General features: G+C 70.4%; 23 protein-coding genes. 10 read left to right on the top strand and 13 right to left on the bottom strand.

From position 1 onward, the window contains the following. Positions 1-40: 40 nt before the first annotated feature. Genes EIK80_RS12265 through EIK80_RS12250 form a run of 4 tightly spaced genes read right to left on the bottom strand, consistent with a single transcriptional unit; the run spans position 41 to position 4051 of the window. The gene (locus EIK80_RS12265) at positions 41-325 is read right to left on the bottom strand and encodes a hypothetical protein (protein ID WP_125157256.1); all 285 of its coding nucleotides are present in this window, start codon (positions 323-325) and stop codon (positions 41-43) included. 5 nt (positions 326-330) lie between these two features. Beyond that, the gene (locus tag EIK80_RS12260; RefSeq protein WP_125157255.1) at positions 331-2064 is read right to left on the bottom strand and encodes a heparinase II/III family protein; all 1734 of its coding nucleotides are present in this window, start codon (positions 2062-2064) and stop codon (positions 331-333) included. A gap of 9 nt (positions 2065-2073) precedes the next feature. Continuing rightward, positions 2074-2733 carry a ribulose-phosphate 3-epimerase gene (rpe, locus tag EIK80_RS12255; RefSeq protein WP_125157254.1) on the bottom strand — a complete coding sequence of 220 codons (660 nt, stop codon included), beginning with the start codon at positions 2731-2733 and terminating at the stop codon, positions 2074-2076. Positions 2734-2770: 37 nt separating this feature from the next. Then, positions 2771-4051, bottom strand: coding sequence for an RsmB/NOP family class I SAM-dependent RNA methyltransferase (locus tag EIK80_RS12250; protein WP_125157253.1), 1281 nt, complete (start codon positions 4049-4051; stop codon positions 2771-2773). A 91-nt stretch (positions 4052-4142) separates the two neighbouring features. Here EIK80_RS12250 and EIK80_RS12245 point away from each other — a divergent pair, with 91 nt between their 5' ends. From EIK80_RS12245 to ggt, 4 genes are all read left to right on the top strand, one after another. Then, the gene (locus EIK80_RS12245; protein ID WP_125157252.1) at positions 4143-4376 is read left to right on the top strand and encodes a DUF1674 domain-containing protein; all 234 of its coding nucleotides are present in this window, start codon (positions 4143-4145) and stop codon (positions 4374-4376) included. 38 nt (positions 4377-4414) lie between these two features. Further along, positions 4415-4846, top strand: a complete 432-nt coding sequence (locus tag EIK80_RS12240) for an ester cyclase (protein ID WP_199743456.1) — start codon at positions 4415-4417, stop codon at positions 4844-4846. Positions 4847-4935: 89 nt separating this feature from the next. Continuing rightward, the gene (locus EIK80_RS12235) at positions 4936-7959 is read left to right on the top strand and encodes a DUF2339 domain-containing protein (RefSeq protein WP_125157251.1); all 3024 of its coding nucleotides are present in this window, start codon (positions 4936-4938) and stop codon (positions 7957-7959) included. A gap of 64 nt (positions 7960-8023) precedes the next feature. Further along, positions 8024-9703, top strand: coding sequence for a gamma-glutamyltransferase (gene ggt / locus EIK80_RS12230; protein ID WP_125157250.1), 1680 nt, complete (start codon positions 8024-8026; stop codon positions 9701-9703). Between the two features lie 117 nt (positions 9704-9820). Here ggt and pyrF read toward each other — a convergent pair whose 3' ends face one another. Next, the gene (pyrF, locus tag EIK80_RS12220) at positions 9821-10522 is read right to left on the bottom strand and encodes an orotidine-5'-phosphate decarboxylase (protein WP_125157249.1); all 702 of its coding nucleotides are present in this window, start codon (positions 10520-10522) and stop codon (positions 9821-9823) included. Positions 10523-10608: 86 nt separating this feature from the next. Here pyrF and EIK80_RS12215 point away from each other — a divergent pair, with 86 nt between their 5' ends. Continuing rightward, the gene (locus tag EIK80_RS12215) at positions 10609-11304 is read left to right on the top strand and encodes a MarC family protein (RefSeq protein ID WP_125157248.1); all 696 of its coding nucleotides are present in this window, start codon (positions 10609-10611) and stop codon (positions 11302-11304) included. Between the two features lie 45 nt (positions 11305-11349). Next, complete coding sequence (locus tag EIK80_RS12210; protein WP_199743455.1) at positions 11350-12606, top strand: UbiH/UbiF/VisC/COQ6 family ubiquinone biosynthesis hydroxylase; 1257 nt, start codon at positions 11350-11352, stop codon at positions 12604-12606. A gap of 120 nt (positions 12607-12726) precedes the next feature. On the opposite strand, the gene EIK80_RS12205 is transcribed toward EIK80_RS12210, so the two are convergent. The 4 genes from EIK80_RS12205 to EIK80_RS12190 all read right to left on the bottom strand — a co-directional run bounded on the left by EIK80_RS12205 (position 12727) and on the right by EIK80_RS12190 (position 15161). Further along, positions 12727-12927: a Trm112 family protein gene (locus EIK80_RS12205; RefSeq protein WP_125157247.1), complete on the bottom strand. Its 201-nt coding sequence runs from the start codon at positions 12925-12927 to the stop codon at positions 12727-12729. Positions 12928-12952: 25 nt separating this feature from the next. After that, positions 12953-13636 (bottom strand): LON peptidase substrate-binding domain-containing protein, encoded by a 684-nt coding sequence (locus EIK80_RS12200; RefSeq protein WP_125157246.1) that lies wholly within the window; start codon positions 13634-13636, stop codon positions 12953-12955. 18 nt (positions 13637-13654) lie between these two features. Beyond that, positions 13655-14569: a co-chaperone YbbN gene (locus EIK80_RS12195; protein ID WP_125157245.1), complete on the bottom strand. Its 915-nt coding sequence runs from the start codon at positions 14567-14569 to the stop codon at positions 13655-13657. 85 nt (positions 14570-14654) lie between these two features. Next, positions 14655-15161 carry a prolyl-tRNA synthetase associated domain-containing protein gene (locus EIK80_RS12190; protein WP_125157244.1) on the bottom strand — a complete coding sequence of 169 codons (507 nt, stop codon included), beginning with the start codon at positions 15159-15161 and terminating at the stop codon, positions 14655-14657. Positions 15162-15238: 77 nt separating this feature from the next. On the opposite strand from EIK80_RS12190, the gene EIK80_RS12185 reads away from it, so the two are divergent. After that, the gene (locus tag EIK80_RS12185; RefSeq protein ID WP_125157243.1) at positions 15239-15985 is read left to right on the top strand and encodes a DUF6065 family protein; all 747 of its coding nucleotides are present in this window, start codon (positions 15239-15241) and stop codon (positions 15983-15985) included. A 9-nt stretch (positions 15986-15994) separates the two neighbouring features. Here EIK80_RS12185 and glmM read toward each other — a convergent pair whose 3' ends face one another. After that, a complete protein-coding gene (gene glmM, locus EIK80_RS12180) occupies positions 15995-17341 on the bottom strand; it encodes a phosphoglucosamine mutase (protein ID WP_125157242.1) in 1347 nt (448 codons plus the stop codon). Between the two features lie 160 nt (positions 17342-17501). Between glmM and glmS the strand changes: the two genes are divergently transcribed. Beyond that, entirely contained in the window at positions 17502-19337 is a 1836-nt protein-coding gene (gene glmS, locus EIK80_RS12175; protein ID WP_125157241.1) for a glutamine--fructose-6-phosphate transaminase (isomerizing), read from the top strand. Between the two features lie 25 nt (positions 19338-19362). Here the strand turns inward: glmS and EIK80_RS12170 are convergent, their stop codons facing one another. Then, positions 19363-20538: a cyclopropane-fatty-acyl-phospholipid synthase family protein gene (locus EIK80_RS12170; RefSeq protein ID WP_125157240.1), complete on the bottom strand. Its 1176-nt coding sequence runs from the start codon at positions 20536-20538 to the stop codon at positions 19363-19365. Between the two features lie 129 nt (positions 20539-20667). On the opposite strand from EIK80_RS12170, the gene EIK80_RS12165 reads away from it, so the two are divergent. Further along, positions 20668-21189 carry a GNAT family N-acetyltransferase gene (locus EIK80_RS12165; protein WP_233586572.1) on the top strand — a complete coding sequence of 174 codons (522 nt, stop codon included), beginning with the start codon at positions 20668-20670 and terminating at the stop codon, positions 21187-21189. On the opposite strand, the gene EIK80_RS12160 is transcribed toward EIK80_RS12165, so the two are convergent. Then, positions 21186-21656, bottom strand: a complete 471-nt coding sequence (locus EIK80_RS12160; protein ID WP_125157239.1) for a nuclear transport factor 2 family protein — start codon at positions 21654-21656, stop codon at positions 21186-21188. The genes EIK80_RS12165 and EIK80_RS12160 overlap by 4 nt on opposite strands. Before the next feature lie 14 nt (positions 21657-21670). Next, positions 21671-22081: a YkvA family protein gene (locus tag EIK80_RS12155; protein WP_125157238.1), complete on the bottom strand. Its 411-nt coding sequence runs from the start codon at positions 22079-22081 to the stop codon at positions 21671-21673. A gap of 55 nt (positions 22082-22136) precedes the next feature. On the opposite strand from EIK80_RS12155, the gene EIK80_RS12150 reads away from it, so the two are divergent. Beyond that, entirely contained in the window at positions 22137-22919 is a 783-nt protein-coding gene (locus tag EIK80_RS12150; protein WP_125157237.1) for an SDR family NAD(P)-dependent oxidoreductase, read from the top strand. The last annotated feature ends 3 nt before the right edge of the window (positions 22920-22922 follow it).

Here is a 22922-nt window from a genome sequence, read left to right as displayed (position 1 = left end):
GTCAACTTATGCAATCTTTGCTCCCTCCCTCCTGGCTCTGTTAACCCCCAACCCGCTCCCGCACCGCCCGAAACACCATCGCCATCTCGATATGCGTGTGCACGTACCCCCGCTCGAACAGGTACGTCAGCATCCGGTCGTAGGCGTCGTCATAGTCCCCCGACGCCACGCTCCCGGGCACAAGCGCCTCCCGTTCCAGCACGGCCAGGACCTCCGGCGCGTCCGCCGTCAGGGCGGCGATAACCTCGGACACCTCGTCGGCCGTGTACTCCGGCGCCTGCCGCGCCCGACCCGGATCCAGCGGCGGCCGACGCTCGAAGCCCATCGGCCCTAGCCCTCCGCCCGGGTCAGTTTCCAGCGGATCTTGGCCCCGACTTCCGGGCGCACCTGGCTCTTCAGCACGATCTGGCCGGCCTTGCGGGCCAGGCCGTGGTCGAAGTGGGCGGTGGGGGCGATCTCGACGTCGACGGCGTCGTTGCGCAGCCACCAGCCGATGTTGCTGGGGCCCCGGATCAGCACGCTCTTGCCGTCGCGGGCGATCGAGGCGCGGGCCTCGGGGTGCAGGTGGAAGCGCACCGCGAACGGCAGGTAGCGGCGCGGGCCATCCGCCGCGCCGGGGGCGGCGGCGAAGGGGGTCAGGCTGTCCTCGCCGCGCAGCTCGTCATTGACCGCGTCGAGGAACAGGCGGCGGGCGTGTTGCAGGCCCACATGGCGCCAGCCGTCATGGACGATGTCCAGCCACACCCCGCCGACGTCGTCGTGGCGCTTGGCCTCGACCTGCCTGGCGCCGTCGACCAGCCAGGGGCCGAGCGCGCGGGCGCGGAAGCCCGACAGCGGCCGGCCGGCCGAGCCGTCGCCGACCGAGACGGTGGAGGCCGCGTCGGAAAGACGGAAGGCGTTGGCGCCGGCGGCCTCGGGGCTCCAGCCGCAGCTGGTGATCAGGCGGTCCTTGGCGCAGACGATCTCGACGGCGGCCGGCTGGGCGCAGGCCGCGACGCTCAAGGGTCCGGCCGGGGGCGGGCCGCAGTCGGCGATCAGCTCGATGCTGCCCCCCACCATCCGGTGATAGCCGCTGTGTGGCGCGGCGTTCAGCGGGCGCGGGCCGGCGTCGTCATGGGCCAGGGCGGCGGCGATGCGGGCGGGCGCGATCGCCTCGCCGCCGTGGAAGGCCGCCAGATGGCCGTCGCCCAGGGTGAAGAACCGCGTGGCGGTCGACAGGCGGTCGATGGCGCGGGACAGGGCCTCGGGGCTGGGCCGGCCGCGCTGGCCCAGGGCGTCGTCCAGGGTCAGCAGGTCGAACAGCAGCTCGACCCCGGCCTCGGGCGAGCGCGTGGCGTGGCCGCCGTCGGCCAGCACCATGCGGTCGAGGTGGCGGGACAGGGCCTTGAGGCCCTTGTCGATCAGCCGCTCGCCGGACTTGCCGGCCAGGACGCAGCCGGCGACGGTGGCGACGGCGGCGCGCTCCAGGGCCCGTTCGGGGGCGCTGTTCAACTCGACTAGGTGGCGGGCCTGGCGGGCCAGGTCGCGGGTCAGGTCGGCGATCTCGGCGTCGCTGCCCTCGGCGGCCAGGGTCTTGGCGGCGCAGGCCAGGTGGAAGACCCGGCGCTCCAGGCACTCGGGCGACCACGAGAAGGCGTTCCACTTGCCGAACACGCGGCGCCAGTCGTCGATCAGGCGCAGGGACCGGCGGGCGCCGTCCGAGCCGACGGCGGCCAGGTCCGGCAGCCAATCGAAGCGGTGCAGGCTGACGGCGAAACGGCGCGAGGGGCTGGCGGTGTCGAACGGGTCGCCGTCGAGGGCCAGGCGCAGGGCGCCCCCGTCCAGGGCCAGGGCGCCGGTCAGAATCTTGCGGCCATGCTCGGGATCGACCGGGCGCGGGTCGTGCGGTCGGGCGGCCAGGCCCTCGGGGCGCGGGAAGGCGATCAGCAGGCGATGCGGGCCCGAGCCGTACCACTCGCGGGCGACATGGCTGGCTAGCTCCGCGCCGACGGCTTTCCACAGGACGCCGCCGCCGCGTGAAGAGGCGGGGAACTTCAAGCCGCTGGCGGAACGCTTGACGGCCATGGTCTGGGGTCAGCCGCCCTTCAGCGCGCGGATGTTGTCGGCATAGGCGCCGGGGCCGCCCTTGAACACCGCCGAGCCGGCGACCAGGGCGGTGGCCCCCGCCGCGACGCATTGCGGGGCGGTGACCGGGGTGACGCCGCCGTCGACCTCGATGATGACGTCCAGGCCGGCCTTGTCCACCAGCTTGCGCAGCGCCTCGACCTTGCGCAGCTGGCCGGGAATGAAGCTCTGGCCGCCGAAGCCGGGATTGACCGACATGACGAGGAGGAGATCGACGTCCTCCAGGATCCACTCGACGTGGTCGAGGCCGGTCGACGGGTTGAACACCACGCCGGCCTTGGCCCCCAGCTCGCGGATGCGCTTCAGGGAGCGGTGCAGGTGCGGGCCGGCTTCCGGGTGGATGCTGATCAGGTCCGCGCCAGCGGCGCGGAAGGCTTCAAGATAAGGGTCCGCCGGGCTGATCATCAGGTGGACGTCGAACGGGATCGTCGCGTGCGGCCGGATGGCTTTGACGATGTCGGGGCCCAGCGTGATGTTGGGCACGAAGTGGCCGTCCATCACGTCGACATGCACCCAGTCGGCGCCGGCCGCCTCGATGGCGGCGACTTCCTCGCCCAGCTTGGCGAAGTCGGAGGCGAGGATGGAGGGGGCGATCAGCGGCGCGGTCATGGTCCTGGGATAACCGCGTCGCGCCGTCCTGTCAGCCCTAGAGCTTCCTGAACCTTGCGGCGAAGAAGCCGTCCTGGCCGCCGTCGCGGTGATGCGGCAGCAGGCGCAGGGTCCCGCGCGCGGTCAGGCTGGCCTCCGGGGAGCCGCCCTCGCCGGGCTGGATTGGCTCCAGAACCATGTCCTGGCGGCGCGCCAGGAAGGCCTCGACCTGGGCCTCGCCCTCCTCCGGCTCCAGCGAGCAGACGGTGTAGACCAGGCGCCCGCCGGGCGCGAGGCGGTCGGCGGCGCTGTCGAGAATCTTCGCCTGCACGCCGGCCAGGCTGGCGACGTCGCCGGGGCGGGCGGCCCACAGCACGTCCGGATGGCGGCGGAACGTGCCGGTTGCGCTGCACGGGGCGTCCAGCAGGATGGCGTCGAAGGTTCTGTCGTCCGCCCAGGCGGCCGCGTCGGCGGCGACGATCTCGGCGGTCAGGCCCATCCGCTCCAGGTTCTCGGCCACGCGCTTGAGCCTCGCGGCCGAGCGGTCCAGGGCCACGACGCTTGCTCCGGCCGCGGCCAGCTGCAGGGTCTTGCCGCCGGGCGCGGCGCAGAGGTCGAGCACGCGGTCGCCGGCCTTGACGTCCAGCAGGCGAGCGGGAACGGCGGCGGCGGCGTCCTGCACCCACCAGGTCCCGTCGTCGAAACCCGGCCAGGCGGCGACATCGCCCTTGCGGCGCACGCGCAGGGTCCCGCCGTCCAGGAGCTCGGCCTCCAGCGCCTCGGCCAGGGCGGCCGCGTCGGCGGAGGGCTTCAGGGACAGGTCGGTGGCCGGCTCGATGGCGATCTGGGCGGCGATCTCGCGGGCCGTGGCCTCGCCGAACGCGGCCACCCAGCGCGAATAGAGCCAGGGCGGGGCCAGCAGGATCGGGTCCTTGGCCGGCTCGCCGTCGCGCAGCAGGCCGCGCAAAACGGCGTTGACCAGGCCCTTGAACGGGCGGCTGGTCTTGTTGGCCCCGGCCAGCTCGACCGAGGTGGCCACGGCGGCGAAGGCCGGGACCTCCAGATAGAAGGCCTGGGCCGCGCCGAGGCGCAGCAGATGCATAACCCGGTCCGGCGGCGCCTTCTGCAGCTTGGCGGCCAGGGCGCGGTCGATGGGGCCGAGGTGGCGCAGCACGGCCATGGCCAGGGCGCGCGCGAAGGCTCGCTCACGCGGCTCCAGGAAGCGGAAACCGTTGGCGGAGGCGGCTTCGTCGATGCCGCCGCGGCGCGAGAGGGCCGCGTCGATAAGGTTCAGGGCGGCTTCCCGGGCGGGGAGGCCGTCGTTCAGTTCTTGAGTCACCGTCTCGCCGTGCCCCAAAGGCGAGGGCGAGCGCAAGCGTCTTGCGGAAAAATCGCGCGGCGATGCGGACGAAAAATGCTAGAATCCGCCCATGTCAGAGCCCGTTGACGCGTCCCCATCGCCTGAAATCGCCCCCTCGGACGTCCCCGGCGCCGCGCCGGGCAAGGCTCTGAGCCCCGCCGCCCGCCGCGCGCTGGAGGAGGCCGCCGAGCGCCGCGCCGCCGAACACGCCGCCGCCCTGCCGCCGGAAAAGGGCGGTCGCGAAGGCCCCGAGCCGACCCGTTTCGGCGACTGGGAGAAGAAGGGCGTGGCGGTCGACTTCTGAGGCTGGCAGGCTCCTCCGAAACAAAGGGAGCGAAAGTCTTGGAAGACCTTGCCGAACGCCGCATCCAGGTGGTGCGCGACCACATGGCGCTGGAGTGCGTCCATGACTGGGACGGGGTGATCGCCACCTTCGAGCATCCGCGCTACGAGATGCACGGCGGCGGCGCGGTGTTCGACGGCGAGGCCGCCGTACGCGGCTATTTCGCCGCCTCGCGCACGCCGTTCCCCGACCAGGGCAACGAGATCATCGCCATCGCGCACGCCGGCGACACGGTGCTGGTCGAGTTCTGGCTGACCGGCACCCATCTGGGACCGCTGAAGATCCCCGGGCGCACGGTCGAACCGACCGGCAAGGCCTTCCGCATCCGCATGGCCGCCAGCTTCGAGTTCGCGCCGGGCAGCGACAAGATCGTCTGCGAGCGGCCCTATTACGACCAGTTCGCGGTGCTGCGAGCGCTGGAGCTGGGATGACGGCGCGGCCTGCGACTTAAGGTTTCATTGCGCGCCATCCTCGCATACCAAGGCGGGGCCGCTGAAATTCGCCGGACGGGACGCACGACATGGAATGGCTGGTGATCCTGGCTCTGGGAGTCTGGGTCTATCGACAGGGCCAGAAGATCCGGAAGCTCGAGCGACGGCTGGACGCGGCCGACGCGCCGCGACGCATGGCCCCCGAGCTCGCCCCGCCGTTCCCGGAAAGCGCGGTGATCGCCGAGCCGATCGCGGCGCGCCCGCCCGAGCTCGCGCCGGACCCCGTCCCGGTCTACGTCCCCGAGCCCGCGGCGGCCGCGCGCGCGCCGGAACCGGCTTTCGCTTCGCCCTCGCCGCCGCGCCCTCGCGTTCCGCCGCCACCGGCGATCAACCGCGAGTCGGTGTCGACCTGGCTGTCGGAGAACGGCCTGGCCTGGATCGGCGGCGGCGGGCTGGCGCTGGGCGGTCTGCTGCTGGTGGCCTATGCCGCGCAGCGCGGACTGTTCGTTCCCGAGCTCCGCATCGCCCTGGCCGTCATCCTGGGCGCGGCGATGCTGGGGGCCAGCGAGTGGATCCTGCGCCAGAGGCCGTCGATCGCCGGCGGTCGCCACCTGCTGGCCGCCGCCGTCTCGGCCGGGGCCGGGGCGGTCACCCTTTACGGCGCCGTCTGCGCGGCCCACGGGCTGTATCACCTGATCCCGCTCGGCGTGGCCGCCGTCCTGGCCGCGGGCGTCTCCCTGGGCCTGCTGGCCCTGTCCCCGCGACACGGCGAGCCCCTGGCCCTTGTGGCGATCGTCGGCGCCGTGCTGACGCCGGCCTTCACCGGCCTGCCCGGCTGGTCGCCGCTGGCCTTGACGCTTTACGCGGCGCTGATCGGCGCGACGGGCTTTTCGATCTCTGCGCTGCGCCGCTGGGGCAAGGCGGGCGCCGCCACGATCATCGGCCTGCTGCTGCTCAGCGGGGTCCCGGTGGGCCAACACCAGACCCTTCCGGCGGTGATCATCCAGATCCTGGCCGCCGCCGGGCCGTTCGCCGCGACGCTGTGGCGACGCCGCTTCCGTCGCGACGACGCGGGGGACACCGCTGGAAGCGACTTCCGAGGTTTGCCCGCCCTGGCGCTGGCGCTGGTCAGCCTGGCGTCGTTCGGCCCCTGGTTCTCGGCCCCGGTCGGGACGGGACACCTGCCGACCGCCATCCTGCTGTCGGGGTTTCTGATCGTCCTGGCGGCGGTCATGGCGAGCCGCAACATGATCCGGCCTGGCCTGTTCGCCTTGCCCGTCGGCATGGCGATCTTCTGCCAGCTCGTGGCCATGGCCATCGCCGTTCGCGCCCCCGCCTTCGCCGCGCAGCTGCCGTGGCAGCACGCTCTGACCGCCCTGATCCCGGCGGTCACGCTCTGGCTGGCGCTGGGCCTGCCCGCCGTGGAGCGCACCCGCGTCCTGGCCATCGGCGGCATCGGCGTGGCCGTCCTGGCCAGCCTGACCTGGCCGATCCTGCATGCGGCGAAGATCGGCTTCGGCTGGGCGCCGGCCGCGATCCTGGCGGCGGCCCTGTTCGGCGCGGCGGCCCTGATCGCGCGCCGGGTGGAACAGGCCTCGACGGATCGAGGCCTGGCGCTTTGGCTGGCGGCGGCGGCCGAGATGGCCTTCCTGGCCGCGCACGCCGCCGTCGCGCCGCGCTTCGAGCCCGCCGCCTTCGGCCTGGCGGCGCTCGCCCTCGCCGTCGCCGCCTGGCGTCTGCCCTGGCGAGGCCTGGCCCCCGCCAGCGTGGTGGGCGGCCTGATCGCCTTCATCGCCATGCTGCGGCCGGAGGTCATAGGCGCGACCCTGGACGGCCGCTTGCCGCTGGCGACCCTGCTGGCCGTCAGCGCCGTGGCGGCCGGACTGCTGGCGGTCTCCTCCGCTCTGATCTGGAAGGGCGGCGGCGAGAGCGTCCGCAACGAGGTCGAGGCCCAAAGCGCGACCAGCCTGCTGATCGTGCTGCTGGCGCTGTTCGCGGCCCTGCACGTCGTGCTGTCGGGACCGCGAGACCGGGGTGTCGACAGCCTGCTGGAAGCCTCGCTGCGAACCCTGATGCTGCTGAGCACGGGTCTGCTGCTGGTGCTGCGCCAGCGCCCCGACGAGGGCCCGATCGCGCGCTGGCGCGCGCTGATCGTGGTCAGCCTGGGCGTCGCGCACGGCGTTCTGCTGCAAGGCCTGGCCTGGAACCCGTGGTGGGGCGCGGGCGAGCCGGTCGTGGGACCGCCGGTGCTGAACACCCTGATCCTGTCCTATCTGGCGCCGGCGGGTCTGCTGGCGGCCATCGTCTGGCGGCGTAGGCCGACCGATGATCGCTGGACGAAGACCTGGGTCCTGGCCGCCCCGCTCTTTGCTTTCCTGTGGGCCCTGCTGGCGCTGCGCCACCTCTTTCACGGCGCCGCCATGGGCTCCGCGGCGATCGGCCGGGCCGAGGGCGCGACCTATGCGGTCCTCGCCCTGGTCGCCGCCTATCAATTGCGCTCGCCCAGCCTGGCCGGACGCTCCAGCACGGCCTGGCTGGCGGGGATCGCGCCGGTGTTCGGCTGGCTGGCGTTGATCATCGCCGGCCTGGTGTTCGGCGTCCGCGCCAGTCCCTGGTGGGGACCGATGGTCGAACCGTTGGCGCCGGTCGGCGCCGCGCTGCTGCTGTTCGGCCTCTATGGCCTGGGCGCGGCGGCGATGCTCCGCCTGCGGCGCGGAGACGGACCGTTCGACCGGACCGCCCTGGCCGGCGCGGTCGGAACCCTGTTCGTGCTGCTGACCCTGCTGATCCGCTACGCCTTCCACGGCGCCGACATGCGCGCGCCCACGGGCGGCGAGGGCCTGGAGACCTGGACCTTTTCGGCGCTCTGGGCGGTGTTCGGTCTGGCCGTCCTCAGCCTGGGCGCGGCGCGCAAGGACATCGTCCTTCGGTGGGCGGGCCTGGCGGCCCTGCTGTTCACGGCGGCCAAGGTCGTGCTGTTCGACCTGGCGCGGCTGGAAGGCGTCACGCGGGCGGCCTCGTTCCTGGCCGTCGGGGCGCTGTTCGTGGGCGGCGCCCTGCTGGCGCGGCGCCTGAACGCCGGGCGTCGTCCGGCGGAGGACCTGGAGACCTAGTTAAGGGCCATTGTTCCCCGAACGGTATCGGCTAGCGTGGCCTGATCATCGCCGGAGACATCCCTTGCGCCTGCTCGCCAAGATCGTCGCGATCGCCCTGCTGCTGCTGGCCCCGCCCGCGCTCGCCAAGCCCGCCAAGCCCGTCGCCGTGCTCGCCGCCGGGGCCGTGGCCGCGCCGGACCGCTACGGGGCGCTGGCGGCGGAGGAGATCCTCAAGGCGGGCGGCAACGCGGTCGACGCGGCGGTGGCGACCGGCTTCGCCCTGGCCGTCACCTATCCCGAGGCCGGCAACCTGGGCGGCGGCGGGTTCATGACGCTGTATGTGGGCGGCAAGCCCTACTTCCTCGACTATCGGGAGACGGCGCCGGCGGCGGCTTCGGCCGACATGTATCTGGGCAAGGATGGCGAACCGGTCGAAGGCCTGTCCCTGTACGGCAATCTCGCGTCCGGCACGCCCGGCACGGTGCGGGGTCTGGCCATGGCCCACAAGCGGTTCGGCAAGCTGTCCTGGGCGCGGGTCCTGGCCCCGGCCATCCGCTACGCCCGCGACGGCTTCACGGTGAACGCCCGGTTCTCCGGAATGCTGGCCGGCGAGGTCCCGCCGCAGTTCAAGGGCACGAACTTCCGGACCTATTTCGGCTCGCACAAGGCCGGGACGCTGTTCAAGCAGCCGGACCTGGCCGCCACCCTGGAGCGGATCGCCCGAGGCGGCGACAAGGCGTTCTACGAGGGCGAGACCGCCGACCTGATCGTCGCCCAGATGGGGCGCGGTCCGGTCAAGGGCCTGATCACCAAGGCCGACCTCGCCGGCTACAAGGCCGTCTGGCGCGCGCCGGTGACCGCCAAGTGGCGCGGCTATGACGTCATCACCGCCCCGCCGCCCAGCTCGGGCGGGATCGCGCTGATGCAAATGCTGTTGATGAAGCAGGACCTGGCCCCGAGCTTCAAGGGCGTGGGCCTCAATGATCCCCAGTACGTCCACCTGCTGGCGGAGATCGAAAAGCGCGTCTACGCCGACCGCGCGGAATATCTGGGCGACCCCGACTTCGTGAAGGTCCCGGTGTCCAACCTGATCGACCCCGCCTATGTCGCCCGGCGCGCCCGCGAGGTCGATCCGGACAGGCCCTCGCCGACCAAGGCGGTGGTCCCGGGCCTGGAGAAGCCGCAGACCACCCACTATTCGATCGTCGACAAGTGGGGCAACGCCGTCTCCAACACCTACACGCTGAACGGCTGGTTCGGGTCGGGCGTGGTGGTCGAGGGGGCGGGCTTCATCCTCAACGACGAGATGGACGACTTCTCGGCCAAGCCCGGCGCGCCCAACATGTTCGGCGTGGTCGGCGGGGCCGCCAACGCGATCGCGCCCCACAAGCGACCCCTGTCGTCGATGACCCCGACGATCCTGGTCAAGGACGGCAAGCCGGCCATGGTCATCGGCACGCCCGGCGGCTCGCGGATCTTCACCTGGGTGTTCCAGGTGCTGGCCAATGTCTATGACCACGGCCTGACCCTGAAGGCCGCCCAGAAGGCGCCGCGCTTCCACCACCAGCTGCTGCCCGAGAATGTGATCTTCTACGAGCCGTCCGCTCCGCCCTCCGCCGCCCTGAAGACGGCGCTGGAGGCGCGTGGCTACAAGTGGGTCGAGGACTTCAGCGGCGACATGGAGGCGATCCAGGTGGTGGGCAGGACGCCGGTTCCGGAGGCGGATCCCCGGGCCCGCGGCGTGGCGCTGGTGGTGAAATGATCCTCCCCCGCGATGCGGGGGAGGTGGCCCAAAGGGCCGGAGGGGGCTAACTGGATCGAGGCCGCGTTTGCCCCCTCAGTCGCTCCGCGACAGCTCCCCCGCATCGCGGGGGAGCATCTACAGCCCCGCGATCTCCGCGACCACCTTCAGCGCCGCTTCGCGCGGGTCGTTGGCCGCGGTGATCGGACGGCCGCAGACCAGGTGGCTGGCGCCGGCGCGGATGGCGGCCTCGGGGGTGGCGGCGCGGGCCTGGTCGTTCTTGGCCGACCAGAAGGGGCGCACGCCGGGGGTGACGATCAGGAAGTCCGGGCGCCCGGCCTCCTTGGCGATCTCGCGGGCCAGGGCGGCTTCGTGCGGGCTGGAGACGATGCCGTCGACGCCGCATTCGATGGCCTGGCGCACGCGGCGCTCGACCAGGTCGCGGGCCCCGAAGGCGTAGCCCATCTCGATCAGGTCGGCGTCGGTCAGGCTGGTCAGCACCGTCACCGCCAGGATCTTCAGCGAGGAGTCGCCGCGCGCCTTGACGGCCGCGTTCATCACCTGCGGCTCGGCGTGGACGGTCAGCAGGTCGCAGCCGCTCTGGGCCAGGACGCGGGCCGAGCGCTCGACGGTCGCGCCGATGTCGTGCAGCTTCCAATCGAGGAAGATCGACTTGCCCGAAGCCTTGAGGTCGCGGGCCAGGGTCATGCCGTCGCTGGCCAGCAGCTCCAGGCCGATCTTGTAGAACGACACCGCGTCGCCAAGGCGCTCGACCATGTCGCGGGCGTCGTCGACGGTGGGCAGGTCCAGCGGAACGATCAGGCGCGGATCGGCGGTCATGTCTTGCCCCCAGGGGTTGGCGCGCGGGAGCGTTCGCCCTAGGACAGGACGAGAACCGGGCGCTTTGATAAAGGTAAGGACGTCGAATGACCGAGGCCAAACTCGCCGTCAACTTCTTCGTCGCGTTGTTCGCCCTGATCGACCCGATCGGCAACGTGCCCTTGTTCGCCGCCGCCACCCTGGGCGCGGCCGCCGCGGGGCGGCGGATGGTGGCCGTCTATATCGGCCTGTTCGTCGCGGCGTTCCTGATCTTCTTCTTCTTCACGGGCGTGGGTCTGCTAGCGTTCTTCGGCATCTCGATGCCGGCGTTCCGGATCGCCGGCGGCGTCATCCTGTTCATTCTCGGGCTGGACATGCTGCGCGACGACTTCACCACCATGTTCGCCGACGCGGCCGAGGGCGTCGAGGGCCAGTCGGCGCGGGTCTACGCCCGCAAGCGCTTCGAGCGCCTGATCGTGCCGTTCGCCATGCCCTTGCTGATCGGTCCGGGCGCGATCTCGACCGTCATCATCTACGCCGCCGAGGCCAAGCCGTTCGGCTGGGCGGGCCTGGGCCTGGGCGTGGCGGTGATCTCGGCGGTGTCGCTGGTGATGGTGGCGGTGTTCTGGGCCGCGCCGCTGATCAGCCGGATCCTGGGCCGCATCGGCATGAGCATCGTGGTGCGGGTCCTGGGCCTGATCCTCTGCGCCCTGGCGGTGCAGTTCGTGCTGATCGGCGTGGGCGACGCCACGCGCGGCCTGGTGCGTCCGGACGCCCAGACGCCCTACGCGACCGCTAAGTAGCCGCGCGGTCTGGACAGCCTCGGCCGCACGCGCCCATATCCCGCCATGCGCGCTTCCGCTCACGATGCCGACGTGATCATCGCCGGCGCCGGCATGGCCGGCTCCACCCTGGCTCTGGCCCTGGCGTCGGGCGGCCTCCGGCCGCTCCTGGTCGACCCCCAGCCGTTCGAGGCCCAGCTGGCCCCCGCCTTCGACGGGCGCAGCTCGGCCATCGCCTATTCCTCGTTCCGCCAGTGGCGCGCGATCGGGGCGGGCGAGGCGCTCGCGCCCCACGCCCAGCGCATAGAGCAGATCCTGGTCACCGACGGCCGCACGCCGGGCGCCGCGGCCCGCAAGGCCTCGCCGGCCTTCCTGCGGTTCGACAGCAGCGAGATCTCCGGCCGCATCGACGGCGAGCCGCTGGGCTATCTGATCGAGAATCGCCAGATCCGCGCGGCGCTGTCCCAGGCGGTGATCGACAAGGCCATCCCCGTCATCGCCCCGATGGCGGCCAAGGCCCTGGCGGTCGACGCCGGCGCCGCGAAGCTGACCCTGTCGGACGGCCGGGTGCTGTCGGCCCCGCTGGCGGTCAGCGCCGAGGGCCGTGGTTCGGTCCTGCGCCGGTCGGCCGGCATCGGCGAGATCGCCTGGGGCTACGGCCAGAGCGGCGTCGTCGCCACCGTGCGGATGGAAAGGCCTCACGAGGGGGTGGCCCACGAATATTTCCTGCCCAGCGGCCCGTTCGCCATCCTGCCGCTGACGGGCAACCGCGCCAGCCTGGTCTGGACCGAGAGCACCGCGCGCGGCGAGGCCCTGCGCAACGCCTCGCCCGAGATTTTCCACGCCCACCTGATGCGGCGGTTCGGCGACTTCCTGGGCGCGGTGACCGTCGAGGGGCCGACCTTCGTCTATCCGTTGTCGCTGCTGCTGGCCGAGCGGATGACCGCCCCGCGCCTGGCCCTGATCGGCGACGCGGCCCACGGCGTGCACCCGATCGCGGGGCAGGGACTGAACCTGGGTCTGAAGGACGCCGCGGCGCTGGCCGAGGTGCTGGTCGAGGCCGTGCGCAACGGCGAGGACATCGGCGCCGAGGCGGTGCTGGAGCGCTACGCCCGCTGGCGGCGGTTCGACACCGTCACCAACGCCCTGGCCTTCGACGCCTTCGTGCGGATCTTCTCGAACGACAATCCGCTGCTGCGCGTCGCGCGCGGGGCGGGCCTGGCGGTGGTCAACCGCATCGCGCCGGCCAGGCGGTTCTTCATGCACGAAGCCGGCGGCGGGGTGGGCGACCTGCCGAAGCTGCTGCGGGGGCAGAGCCTGTAAGGCCCCCTCCGCGCCTTCGGCGCTCCTCCCCCATAGGGGGAAGAAGGATATCGCGAACCTGCCGCCCCCTCTGGGGGCGGACGACCTCGCGAAGCGAGGTCAGGTGGGGGCAAGTAACCCCTACTCGCTCAGTTCCCGCGCCTCTTCCGGCAGCATGATCGGCACGCCGTCGCGGATCGGATAGGCCAGCTTGGCCGAGCGGCTGATCAGTTCGCCCTTGGCGCGGTCATATTCCAGCGGGCCGCGGGTCACGGGGCACACCAGCACTTCCAGCAGGCGCGGATCGACATCGATGGTCGGGGTGGGAGCGTCTTGGGTCATGGGCTGTGTCTACTGGCCCTCTCGCCTATTGGATAGAGTGCGGTTCGTCATCGTCCCCGGCGGCGGCGTCGATCTCCAGCAGCGCCGTCAGGGTCGCCTTGCGCTCGAAGATGGTCTCGGCCTCCAGCAGGGCCTGTTTTTCCATCGGGTCGAACGGCAGGGCCATGGCCAGGCTGTTGATCAGGGCGTCGGAGGGCGCGCTCTCGGCGTCGCCCCAGTCGATGGCCAGGCCGCGGTGGTCGAGATAGCGGCGCAGGGCCGACAGCAGGCGGTCGATATCGGCGGCGGTGCGCGTGCCGCCGGGGGTGTCCTCGCGCAGGTCAGGTTCGTAGGGCGCGAAGTCGGCGCGAACCTGACGATAGGGCGTTCGCACCGGCAGCTCGTCGCCGGCCCGGAAGCGGCAGACCCCCGTCAGGGTGATCAGGTAGCGGCCATCGCTAGTCTCGGCGAAGCTGGTCACCCGGCCGGCGCAGCCGACGGGCGCCAGGGGCGGGCGTTGAGGGTCGGCGTCCTGGCCGGGCGTCCGCGGGCGGGTCTGGATCATGCCGATGATCCGCTCGCCCGACATGGCGTCGTCCAGCATGTTCAGATAGCGCGGTTCGAAGATGTTCAGCGGCAGCTGACCGCCGGGCAGCAGCAGAACGCCATCCAGCGGAAACACCGGGACCACCAGGGGCAGGTCGCTGAGCTTTCGGTAGGCCACCGCCATTCAGCGCTCCCTTCTTCTCTAGCTGAACAGGATCGACGACAGCTTGCGTCGACCCTGCTTGGCGACCTCGGAGGTCGGTCCCGCGGCTTCGAACACCGTCAGGAGCTGCTTGCGGGCCGCATCGTCGTTCCACGTACGGTCGCGCGCGATGATGGCCAGAAGGTGGTCGGCCGCGTCCTGCAGGCGTCCGGTCCCGGCCAGGGCCTTGGCCAGCTCCAGGCGAGCCTCGTGGTCGTCGGGATCGGCGGCCAGGCGCTTCTCGAACTCGGACGTCTCCGACGGGGCGTCCTCGGCGAGCGCCAGCGCCGCGCGGGCGGCGTCCAGGTCGGGATCCTTGGCGTCGGCCGGGGCCATGGCCACCACCTCGGCCGCGCCCTCCAGGTCGCCGCCCAGCAGATAGGCGCGCGCCATGCCGCCCAGGGCCTTGATGTTCTCCGGATCGGTCTGCAGGGCCTGGGCGAAGGCCTGGGCCGCGCCGCCGATGTCGCCGATCTCCAGCGATTCCTTGCCCAGGGCGATCAGGTCGTCGATGGCGCTGGGGCCGGCCGGACCGGCCAGCTTCTCGACGAAGGCCTTGACCTGGCTCTCGGGCAGGGCGCCCTGGAAGGCGTCCACCGGGCGGCCGTCGACGAAGGCGTAGACGGTCGGGATCGACTGCACGCGCAGCTGGCCGGCGAAGCCCGGATTGGCGTCGACGTCGATCTTGACCAGCTTCACCGCGCCGTTGGCGGCGCCGACGACCTTTTCAAGCGCCGGGGTCAGCTGGCGGCAGGGGCCGCACCAGGTGGCCCAGAAGTCGACGATGACGGGCTGGGTCTTGGAGGCCTCGATGACGTCGGCCATGAAGCTGGCGTCCGTGCCGTCCTTGATGTGCGCGCTCTTGGCCAAATTCCCCGAGGAGGGGGCAGCGGGCTTTTCGCCGATCAGGGACATCGGGTCTCTCGTGTACTCAAGGTGGGAACGCTCGAAGCCGCAAGATGGTCCTTCAAGCGCCGTGGCGCAATGTCCCGTTCGCGTATCAGGCGACCACTTCCATGGCTTCGAAGTCGACGATCATCGGCTCGACGCCCAGCGCGGTCAGGAACTTGCGGAAGTCGGCCTGGGACACCGCCGTGGTGGCGTCGTTGCTTAAGGGATGGAAGTTGACCGGGTCGCTGGCCGCCAGGGCCTTGTCGAGCACGAACCGCACCCGCCGGTCGGTGTCGTTGATCAGGCCGAAGGCGGTGACCGAGCCGGGCCGCACGCCCAGGGTCTCGAGCATCATCGCCTCGGGTCCGAACGACAGCCGGGCCGAGCCGATCACGTGGTGCAGCTTCTTCAGGTCGATCGTCGTCTCGCCCAGGGCCGAGATCAGCCACAGCTGGCCCTTGGCGTCCTTGAGGAACAGGTTCTTGGTGTGGCCGCCGGGGAGGGCCTGCTTGATCTCCAGCCCCTCCTCGACGCGGAACACCGGCGGATGGTCGAGCGTGGCGTGCGCGACGCCATGCGCGTCGAAGAAGGCGAACAGGTCGGAACGGGTCTTCATGCGGCTCTACTAGACGGCCAGAGGGCGCGAGCGCTAGACCAGACGATCAGGGTAGGAAAACAAGGACGAAGGCCGGCATGGAACTGGAGTGCTATCCCACCGAGAACCGTCCGCCGGAGATCGTGCCGGGGCGGCCGCAGCGCGCCTGGATGGACCGGTTCGCCGATCGCCATCCCTATCGCTGCCTGCCGCTGACCATGGCCAACACCACCGGCTGGGACATCCTCTGCCCGGTGGGCTTCTCGATGACCTGGGACGGCGGGGCGCACCAGGATTGCATCAAGTTCCAGCCCGACCATCCGTATCCGGGCTTCACCGATTTCGTGAAGTCGCACTTCACGCGCGGGGTCGTGACCTTCCACACCGGCTATCTGTTCCGCACGCCGCCAGGCTGGTCGCTGATGACCATGGGGCCGCCCAACCACATCAAGGACGGCATCCAGCCCCTGGCCGGCGTGATCGAGACCGACTGGCTGCCCTTTCCGTTCACGATGAACTGGATGTTCACCCGCCCCGGCACGGTGCGGTTCGAGAAGGGCGAGACCTTCTGCTTCATCATGCTGATCCAGGACAAGCCGATGGAGGCCTTCCAGCCGGTGATCAAGTCGATGAACGCCAATCCCGAGCTGCGCCGCCAGTACGACGTCTGGGCCGAAAAGCGCAGCGAGTTCAACAAGCTGATTTTCAAGCGCGACCCCGAGGCCACCAAGGAGGCCTGGCAGCGCTTCTACTTCAAGGGCGAATATCCCGAGGAGATCGCCGCCGAGGCCCCCAGCCACCACGTCAACAAGCGGCGCATGAAGGCCCCGAAGGTGGGGGTGTAGAAGGCGGCGCTAAGCCGCCTTCACGGCCGTCACGATCGACTTCACGACCTTCTTGACCAGGGCCGGGTCATCCCCCTCGGCCATGATGCGGATCAGCGGTTCGGTGCCGGAGGCGCGCACGACGATGCGGCCGGCGCCGTTCAGCTGGCTCTCGCCGTCGGCGATGGCCTCCTTCACCGCCTTGGCTTCCAGCGGCTTGCCGCCGGCGAAGCGGACGTTTTCCAGGAGTTGCGGCACGGGCTCGAACTGGCGGCCGAGCGCGCTCATCGGCCGGCCGGTCTGGACCATCACCGCCAGCACCTGCAGGGCGGCGATCAGGCCGTCGCCCGTGGTCGACAGGTCGGACAGGATCACGTGGCCCGACTGCTCGCCGCCGAGGTTGAACCCGCCCTCGCGCATGCGCTGCATGACGTAGCGGTCGCCGACGGCGGTGCGCTCCAGGCTCAGGCCCAGGGCGTTCAGCTGGCGCTCGAGGCCGAGGTTGGACATGACGGTGGCCACGACGCCGCCGCCCTTCAGGGTTCCGGCGCTGGCCAGGGCCGAGGCGATGATCGCCATGATCTGGTCGCCGTCGACGACGACCCCCTTCTCGTCGCAGATCACCAGGCGATCGGCGTCGCCGTCCAGGGCGATGCCGATGTCGGCGCGATATTCGCGGACCATCCGGGCCATGGCCTCGGGATGGGTCGAGCCGCACTCGGCGTTGATATTGGTGCCGTTCGGGGCCACCCCGACCGGGAACACCTCGGCGCCCAGTTCGTACAGGGCCTCGGGCGCCACCTTGTAGGCCGCGCCGTGGGCGCAATCGATGACGACGCGCAGGCCCGACAGGTTCATGTGGCGCGGGAAGGTCGCCTTGACGATCTCGATGTAGCGGGCCTGGGCGTCGTCGATGCGCTTGACGCGACCCAGGTCGCGCGGGGCGGCCAGGCCTTCCTGCAGGCCCTCGTCCATCAGGGCCTCGATCTTCAGCTCCTGCTCGTCGGAGAGCTTGTAACCGTCGGGGCCGAACAGCTTGATGCCGTTGTCGGCGAAGTCGTTGTGGCTGGCCGAGATCATGATCCCGAGATCGGCGCGCATCGAGCGGGTCATCATCGCCACGGCCGGCGTCGGCAGGGGACCGAAGAGCCGCACGTCCAGGCCGACGCTGGTCAGGCCGGCGACGAGGGCCGGCTCGATCATGTAGCCCGACAGGCGGGTGTCCTTGCCGATCACCACCAGGTGCCGACGCTCATCCTGCGAGCGGAACAGCTTGCCAGCGGCGAGGCCGACGCGCAGTGCCACCTCGGCCGTCATCGGATGCTTGTTGGCCTGGCCCCGGATGCCGTCGGTGCCGAAATAGGCGCGCTTGCTCATGGTCGCTTTGTCGTCTCTTTGAAGCCATCGTCGGACCGCGAAACGATCCGAAATGCAGATTTACGGGAGACGGCCTTGAGCGAGTGCTAAAGGCCGACTTCGAAATCCTCGTGCGGCTAGGGATAATCCTGTCGGCGCGTTCTACAAGGGATCATGGCCCATGTGCGGCATTATCGGCATCGTCGGAAAACAACCCGTCGCCGACCGTCTGATCGAGAGCCTCAAACGCCTTGAATATCGGGGCTATGACTCCGCGGGCGTCGCGGGCGTCGTCGGCGGCTCCAATGGCGAAACGAGGGTCGAGCGCCGCCGGGCCAAGGGCAAGATCAAGGCGCTGGAAGCCCTGCTCGCGGAAGACCCGCTGGTCGCCTCCGTCGGCATCGGCCACACGCGCTGGGCGACCCACGGCGCGCCCAACGTTCAGAACGCCCACCCGCAGACCGCCGGTCGCGTCACCCTGGTCCACAACGGCATCATCGAGAATTTCGCCGAGCTGAAGGCCGAGCTGGCCGCCGCCGGCCGCGCGTTTTCCAGCGACACCGACACCGAGGTCATCGCCCACCTGATCGACGCCGAGCTGGCGACCGGCCTGCCGCCGCTCGAAGCCTTCAAGGCGACCCTGGACCGCCTGACCGGCGCCTACGCCCTGGCCGTGCTGATCGAGGGCGAGGACAACCTGATCCTGGGCGCCCGCCGCGGCAGCCCGCTGGTCGTCGGCGAGGGCCAGGGCGAGATGTTCCTGGGCTCGGACGCCCTGGCCGTCGGTCCCTTCACCAACCGGGTGATCTATCTGGACGAGGGCGACTACGTGGCCCTCGACCACGACAGCCATCGGATCTTCGACGCCAGCGGCGCGGCCGTGACGCGGCCCGTGCGCGTGGTGCCGACCTCGTCGGTCATGCTGGAGAAGGGCAACTACCGGCACTTCATGGAGAAGGAGATCCATGATCAGCCCGAGGGTTGCCAGCGCACGATCGCGGCCTATGTCGACACCCTGACCTCGAAGGCGGCCGTCCCGGGCGACATCGACTTCGCCAAGCTCGAGCGCATCCAGATCGTCGCCTGCGGCACCTCCTATATCGCCGGCGTCGTGGGCAAGTATCTGATCGAGCAGCTGGCCGACCTGCCGGTCGATGTCGAGATCGCCTCGGAGTTCCGCTACCGCACCCCGGCCCTGCGGCCGGGCTCGCTGGTCATCGCCATGTCGCAGTCGGGCGAGACCGCCGACACCCTGGCGGCCCTGCGCTACTGCAAGGCCAAGGGCATGAAGAGCGCGGTGGTGGTCAACGCCCAGGAATCGACCATGGCCCGCGAGGTCGACGTGGTCTGGCCGATCCACTGCGGTCCCGAGATCGGGGTCGCCTCGACCAAGGCCTTCACCGCCCAGGTCAGCGTGATGATCGCCCTGGCCATCGCCGCGGCCAAGGCGCGCGGGACGATCGGCGACGCCGAGGAGCAGCGCCTGGTCAAGGTGCTGCTGGAAGCCCCGCGCCTGATCGCCGAGGCCATCGGCCTGGAAGACGCCATCAAGGAGATCGCCGCCGACGTCGCCAAGGCGCGGGACGTGCTCTATCTCGGCCGTGGCCCGATGTCGGCCCTGGCGCTGGAAGGCGCGCTGAAGCTGAAGGAGATCAGCTATATCCACGCCGAGGGCTACGCCGCCGGCGAGCTGAAGCACGGCCCGATCGCCCTGGTCGACGACCAGACCCCGATCGTCATCCTGGCGCCCCACGACAGCTATTTCGAGAAGTCGGCCTCGAACATGAGCGAGGTGATGGCCCGCGGCGGCCAGGTGATCTTCATCACCGACACCGAAGGCGTGAAGCACGCGCCGGCGGGGGCGAAAGTGGTGGTGACGGCCCCGGCCTCGGACCCGCTGGTCTCGACCCTGGTGATGTCGGCCCCGATCCAGCTGCTGGCCTACCACGTGGCGGTGGTGAAGGGCGCGGATGTCGACCAGCCGCGCAACCTCGCCAAGTCGGTGACGGTGGAGTGAGGCTAGTCCTCCCCGGTGGGGAGGATCAGGCTTTCAGCAGGTAGTCCCGCGTCAGCGGCGTGGCGTCGCGCTTCTTGGCCAGTTGGATCTGGAAGACCATGTGGCCGCCGTGCCGGAAGCCCAGTTCGGCGCCGGCCAGGTAGAACTCCCACATCCGCCGGAAGCGGGCGTCGAACATCGTCGGGATGTCCGGATCGGCCATGAACCGCTCGCGCCAGATGCGGCAGGTCTCGGCGTAGTGCAGGCGCAGGATCTCGATGTCGGTGATCCACAGGCCCGCGTGCTCGATGGCCGCGACGATCTCCGACAGGCCGGGAATATAGCCGCCCGGGAAGATGTACTTCTGGGTGAAGGCGTTGGTCGCGCCCGGTCCATGCATCTTGCCGATCGAGTGGACCAGGGCCACGCCGTCGTCGTCCAGCAGCTTGGCGATGGTCTCGAAATAGGTGCGGAAATTCGGCGCCCCGACATGCTCCAGCATGCCGACCGAGACGATGCGGTCGAACTTTTCGTCGAGGTCGCGATAGTCGGTCAGGCGGAAGTCGGTCTTGTCGGCCAGGCCCGCCTTCTCGGCGCGTTCCTTGGCCAGGGCCAGCTGCTCGGTCGACAGGGTCACGCCCGTCATCTGGGCCCCGAAGTCCTTGGCCAGGGTCATGGACAGGCCGCCCCAGCCCGAGCCGATGTCCAGCGTCTTCATGCCCGGCTTGATCAGCAGCTTGCGGCCGATCAGGGCCTTCTTGGCGGCCTGGGCCTCTTCCAGCGTCATGTCCGGACGCTCGAAATAGGCGCAGCTGTACTGCATGTCGGTGTCGAGGAACCGGCGATAGAGATCGTTCGACAGGTCGTAGTGGTGCGAGACGTTGCGGCGCGAGGCCACGCGGTCGTTGACCTGCTGGATGCGCCGCTTCAAGGCCTTGCGGAAGCGGGTGAAGGCCGAGCCGCGCTTGGGTTTGCGGCCGCCGCTCTCGCCGACGATGGTCAGGAGGTCCGAGATCGAGCCCTGTTCGAAGACGATGTCGCCTTCCATATAGCCTTCGCCGAGGCCGAGGCTGGGATTGGCCAGCCGGCGCAGACCCCGGCTGTTGATCCGGATGGCCACGGGCGGCCCGGTCCCGTCCCCCGCCTTGACGACGCGACCTCCCGGCAGGTGCGCCGTGAAATCGCCGGTCTTGATCATTTTGGAGAGCAGGGCTTCGATCATGGGACCAACTTAAGCTCAAGTTCGGCCGCGACAACCTGTCGCACACGGAGGAAGCGCCTTGTCGATCGTGATGACGCCGATCAGGCAGGTCCAGGGCGATGGGGCGACGGAGATCCAGGAGAGGAACCGGTGAGCGGCGCCGACCTCGCTGTCAGCCGCGCGGCGCCCGAGGAGGCGCCGATCGTCGCCAACCTGATGCAGTTCTACATCCACGACTTTTCGGAGCTGTGGTTCGACCGCGCCATCGAGGGCGAGCTGGAGCCGGACGGTCGCTTCTCGGACTATCCGGGGCTCGACGCCTACTGGAGCGACCCGACGCGCGAGGCCTGGCTGTTCCGGATCAAGGGCCGGCCGGTCGGTTTCGCCCTGGTCAACGACGTCGCCCATTCGCGCACGCCCGTCGACCGCGCGGTGGCCGAGTTCTTCATCGTCCGCAAGCACCGCCGGCGCGGGGTGGGGCTGGCGGCCGCCCACGCCCTGTTCGGCACGGCCTGGGGCGTCTGGGAGGCGGCGGTGGTCCGCCGCAATGTCGGGGCGCTGGCCTTCTGGCGCCGCGCCGCCCAGAGCTACCCCGGCGTGCGCGACGTGGTCGAGGAGGATCACGACGACGCGCTGTGGAACGGCGCGATCCTGCGGTTCCGGGTAGGCTAGAGCTTCCTCAGCTCCGGGCAGGCGTCGGGTTCGGCGGTCCAGCTGATGCTGTCGATCTTCCAGGCGCCGTCGGCCTTGGCGAGCGTGAAGATGTCGACGCCGCAGTGGACGGTCTTGCCGTCCTTGCTGGCCTCGTAGGGAGCGGTGACGGTGGCCAGGGCGCCGCGGCGGATGATCACCGGCGACCACATCCATTCCTTGAACCCGGTCGGGGTCCGCTTGCCGAAGCTGTCCTCGAAGCTGAAGCGCCGCATCACGACGCCGCCATCGGGCTTGCTGGTCAGCGACATCAGGCGGGCCTCGGGCAGCAAGGTGGCGCGCATGGCCGCCGCGTCGCCAGCCTCCAGCCCGTCGAAGAAGGCCTGGGCCGTGGCCAGCACCGCCCGGTCCTCGGCGTCGGCCGAAGGCGGCGGGGCGGGGTTCTGGGCTAAGGCGGCGGCGAGCATCAGGGCGGGCAGCAGGGGCATGGCGGAACCTTGGCTCAGGCGTCGTGGGACAGGCGCTGCAGGAAGGCTTGGGCCGCCTCCTTGTGGCGCGGCTTGACGGTCTTGCCGAGGATGGCGACCAGGGCCGCGATCACGGCGGCGTCGTCGGTGAAGCCGATCACCGGCAGGATGTCGGGAATGGCGTCGGTCGGCAGGACGAAATAGGCCAGGGCCGCCAGCATCATGCCCTTGGCCGCCGTCGGGGTTTCGGGATCGCGGGCGGCCCACCAGACCGACAGGGCGTCGGCGGCGAAGGGCACCTTGGTCGCCATCTTGCGGATCTTGGGCAGGAAGCCCTTCTCGACCCGCTCTTCGTTGACGCGCACCGTGATGGGCGCGAGCGCCTTCTTTGGATCCAGCACGTCGTTGACGTTTACGTCGGGGGACGGTTTGGCGTCGCGGCTCATCGGTTTAAACCCTCACTCAAAGTCGATCCTAAACGCAAACCTTCAGGAAACGTCCATGAAACTCGACAACACCGTCGCCGCCGTCGTCACCGGAGGCGCTTCGGGCCTCGGCGAGGCCACCGCCCGCGCCCTGGCGGCGCAAGGCGTGAAGGTCGCCATCTTCGACATGAACGAAGCCCGCGGCGAAGAAGTCGCCAAGGAGATCGGCGGCGTGTTCTGCAAGGTCAACGTGACCAGCGACGCCGATGTCGACGCCGGGTTCGAAAAGGCCCGCGCCGCCCACGGCCAGGAGCGGATCCTGGTCAACTGCGCCGGCACCGGCAACGCGGCCAAGACCGCCAGCCGCGACAAGGCCACCGGCGAGACCAAGCACTTCCCGCTCGACGCCTTCGACCGCATCATCCAGATCAACCTGGTCGGCACGTTCCGCTGCATCGCCAAGTCGGCCAAGGGCATGCTGGACCTCACGCCGCTGGAAGACGGCGAGCGCGGCGCGATCGTCAACACCGCCAGCGTCGCGGCCGAGGACGGCCAGATGGGCCAGGCGGCCTATTCGGCGTCGAAGGGCGGCGTGGTCGGCATGACCCTGCCGATCGCCCGCGACCTGATGGGCGAGGGCATCCGCGTCAACACCATTCTGCCGGGCATCTTCAACACCCCGCTGATGAACGGGGCGCCAGAAGCGGTGAAGGCGGGTCTGGCCGCCTCGGTGCCGTTCCCCAAGCGCCTGGGCAATCCGGAGGAGTACGCCCAGTTGGCGGTGACCATGATCACCTGCGGCTACTTCAACGGCGAGGACGTGCGCCTGGACGGCGGCATCCGCATGGCGCCGCGGTAAGCC

Source organism: Caulobacter sp. 602-1 (assembly GCF_003931565.1).
GTDB lineage: Bacteria > Pseudomonadota > Alphaproteobacteria > Caulobacterales > Caulobacteraceae > Caulobacter.
This window is presented reverse-complemented; position numbering and strand designations above follow the sequence as displayed.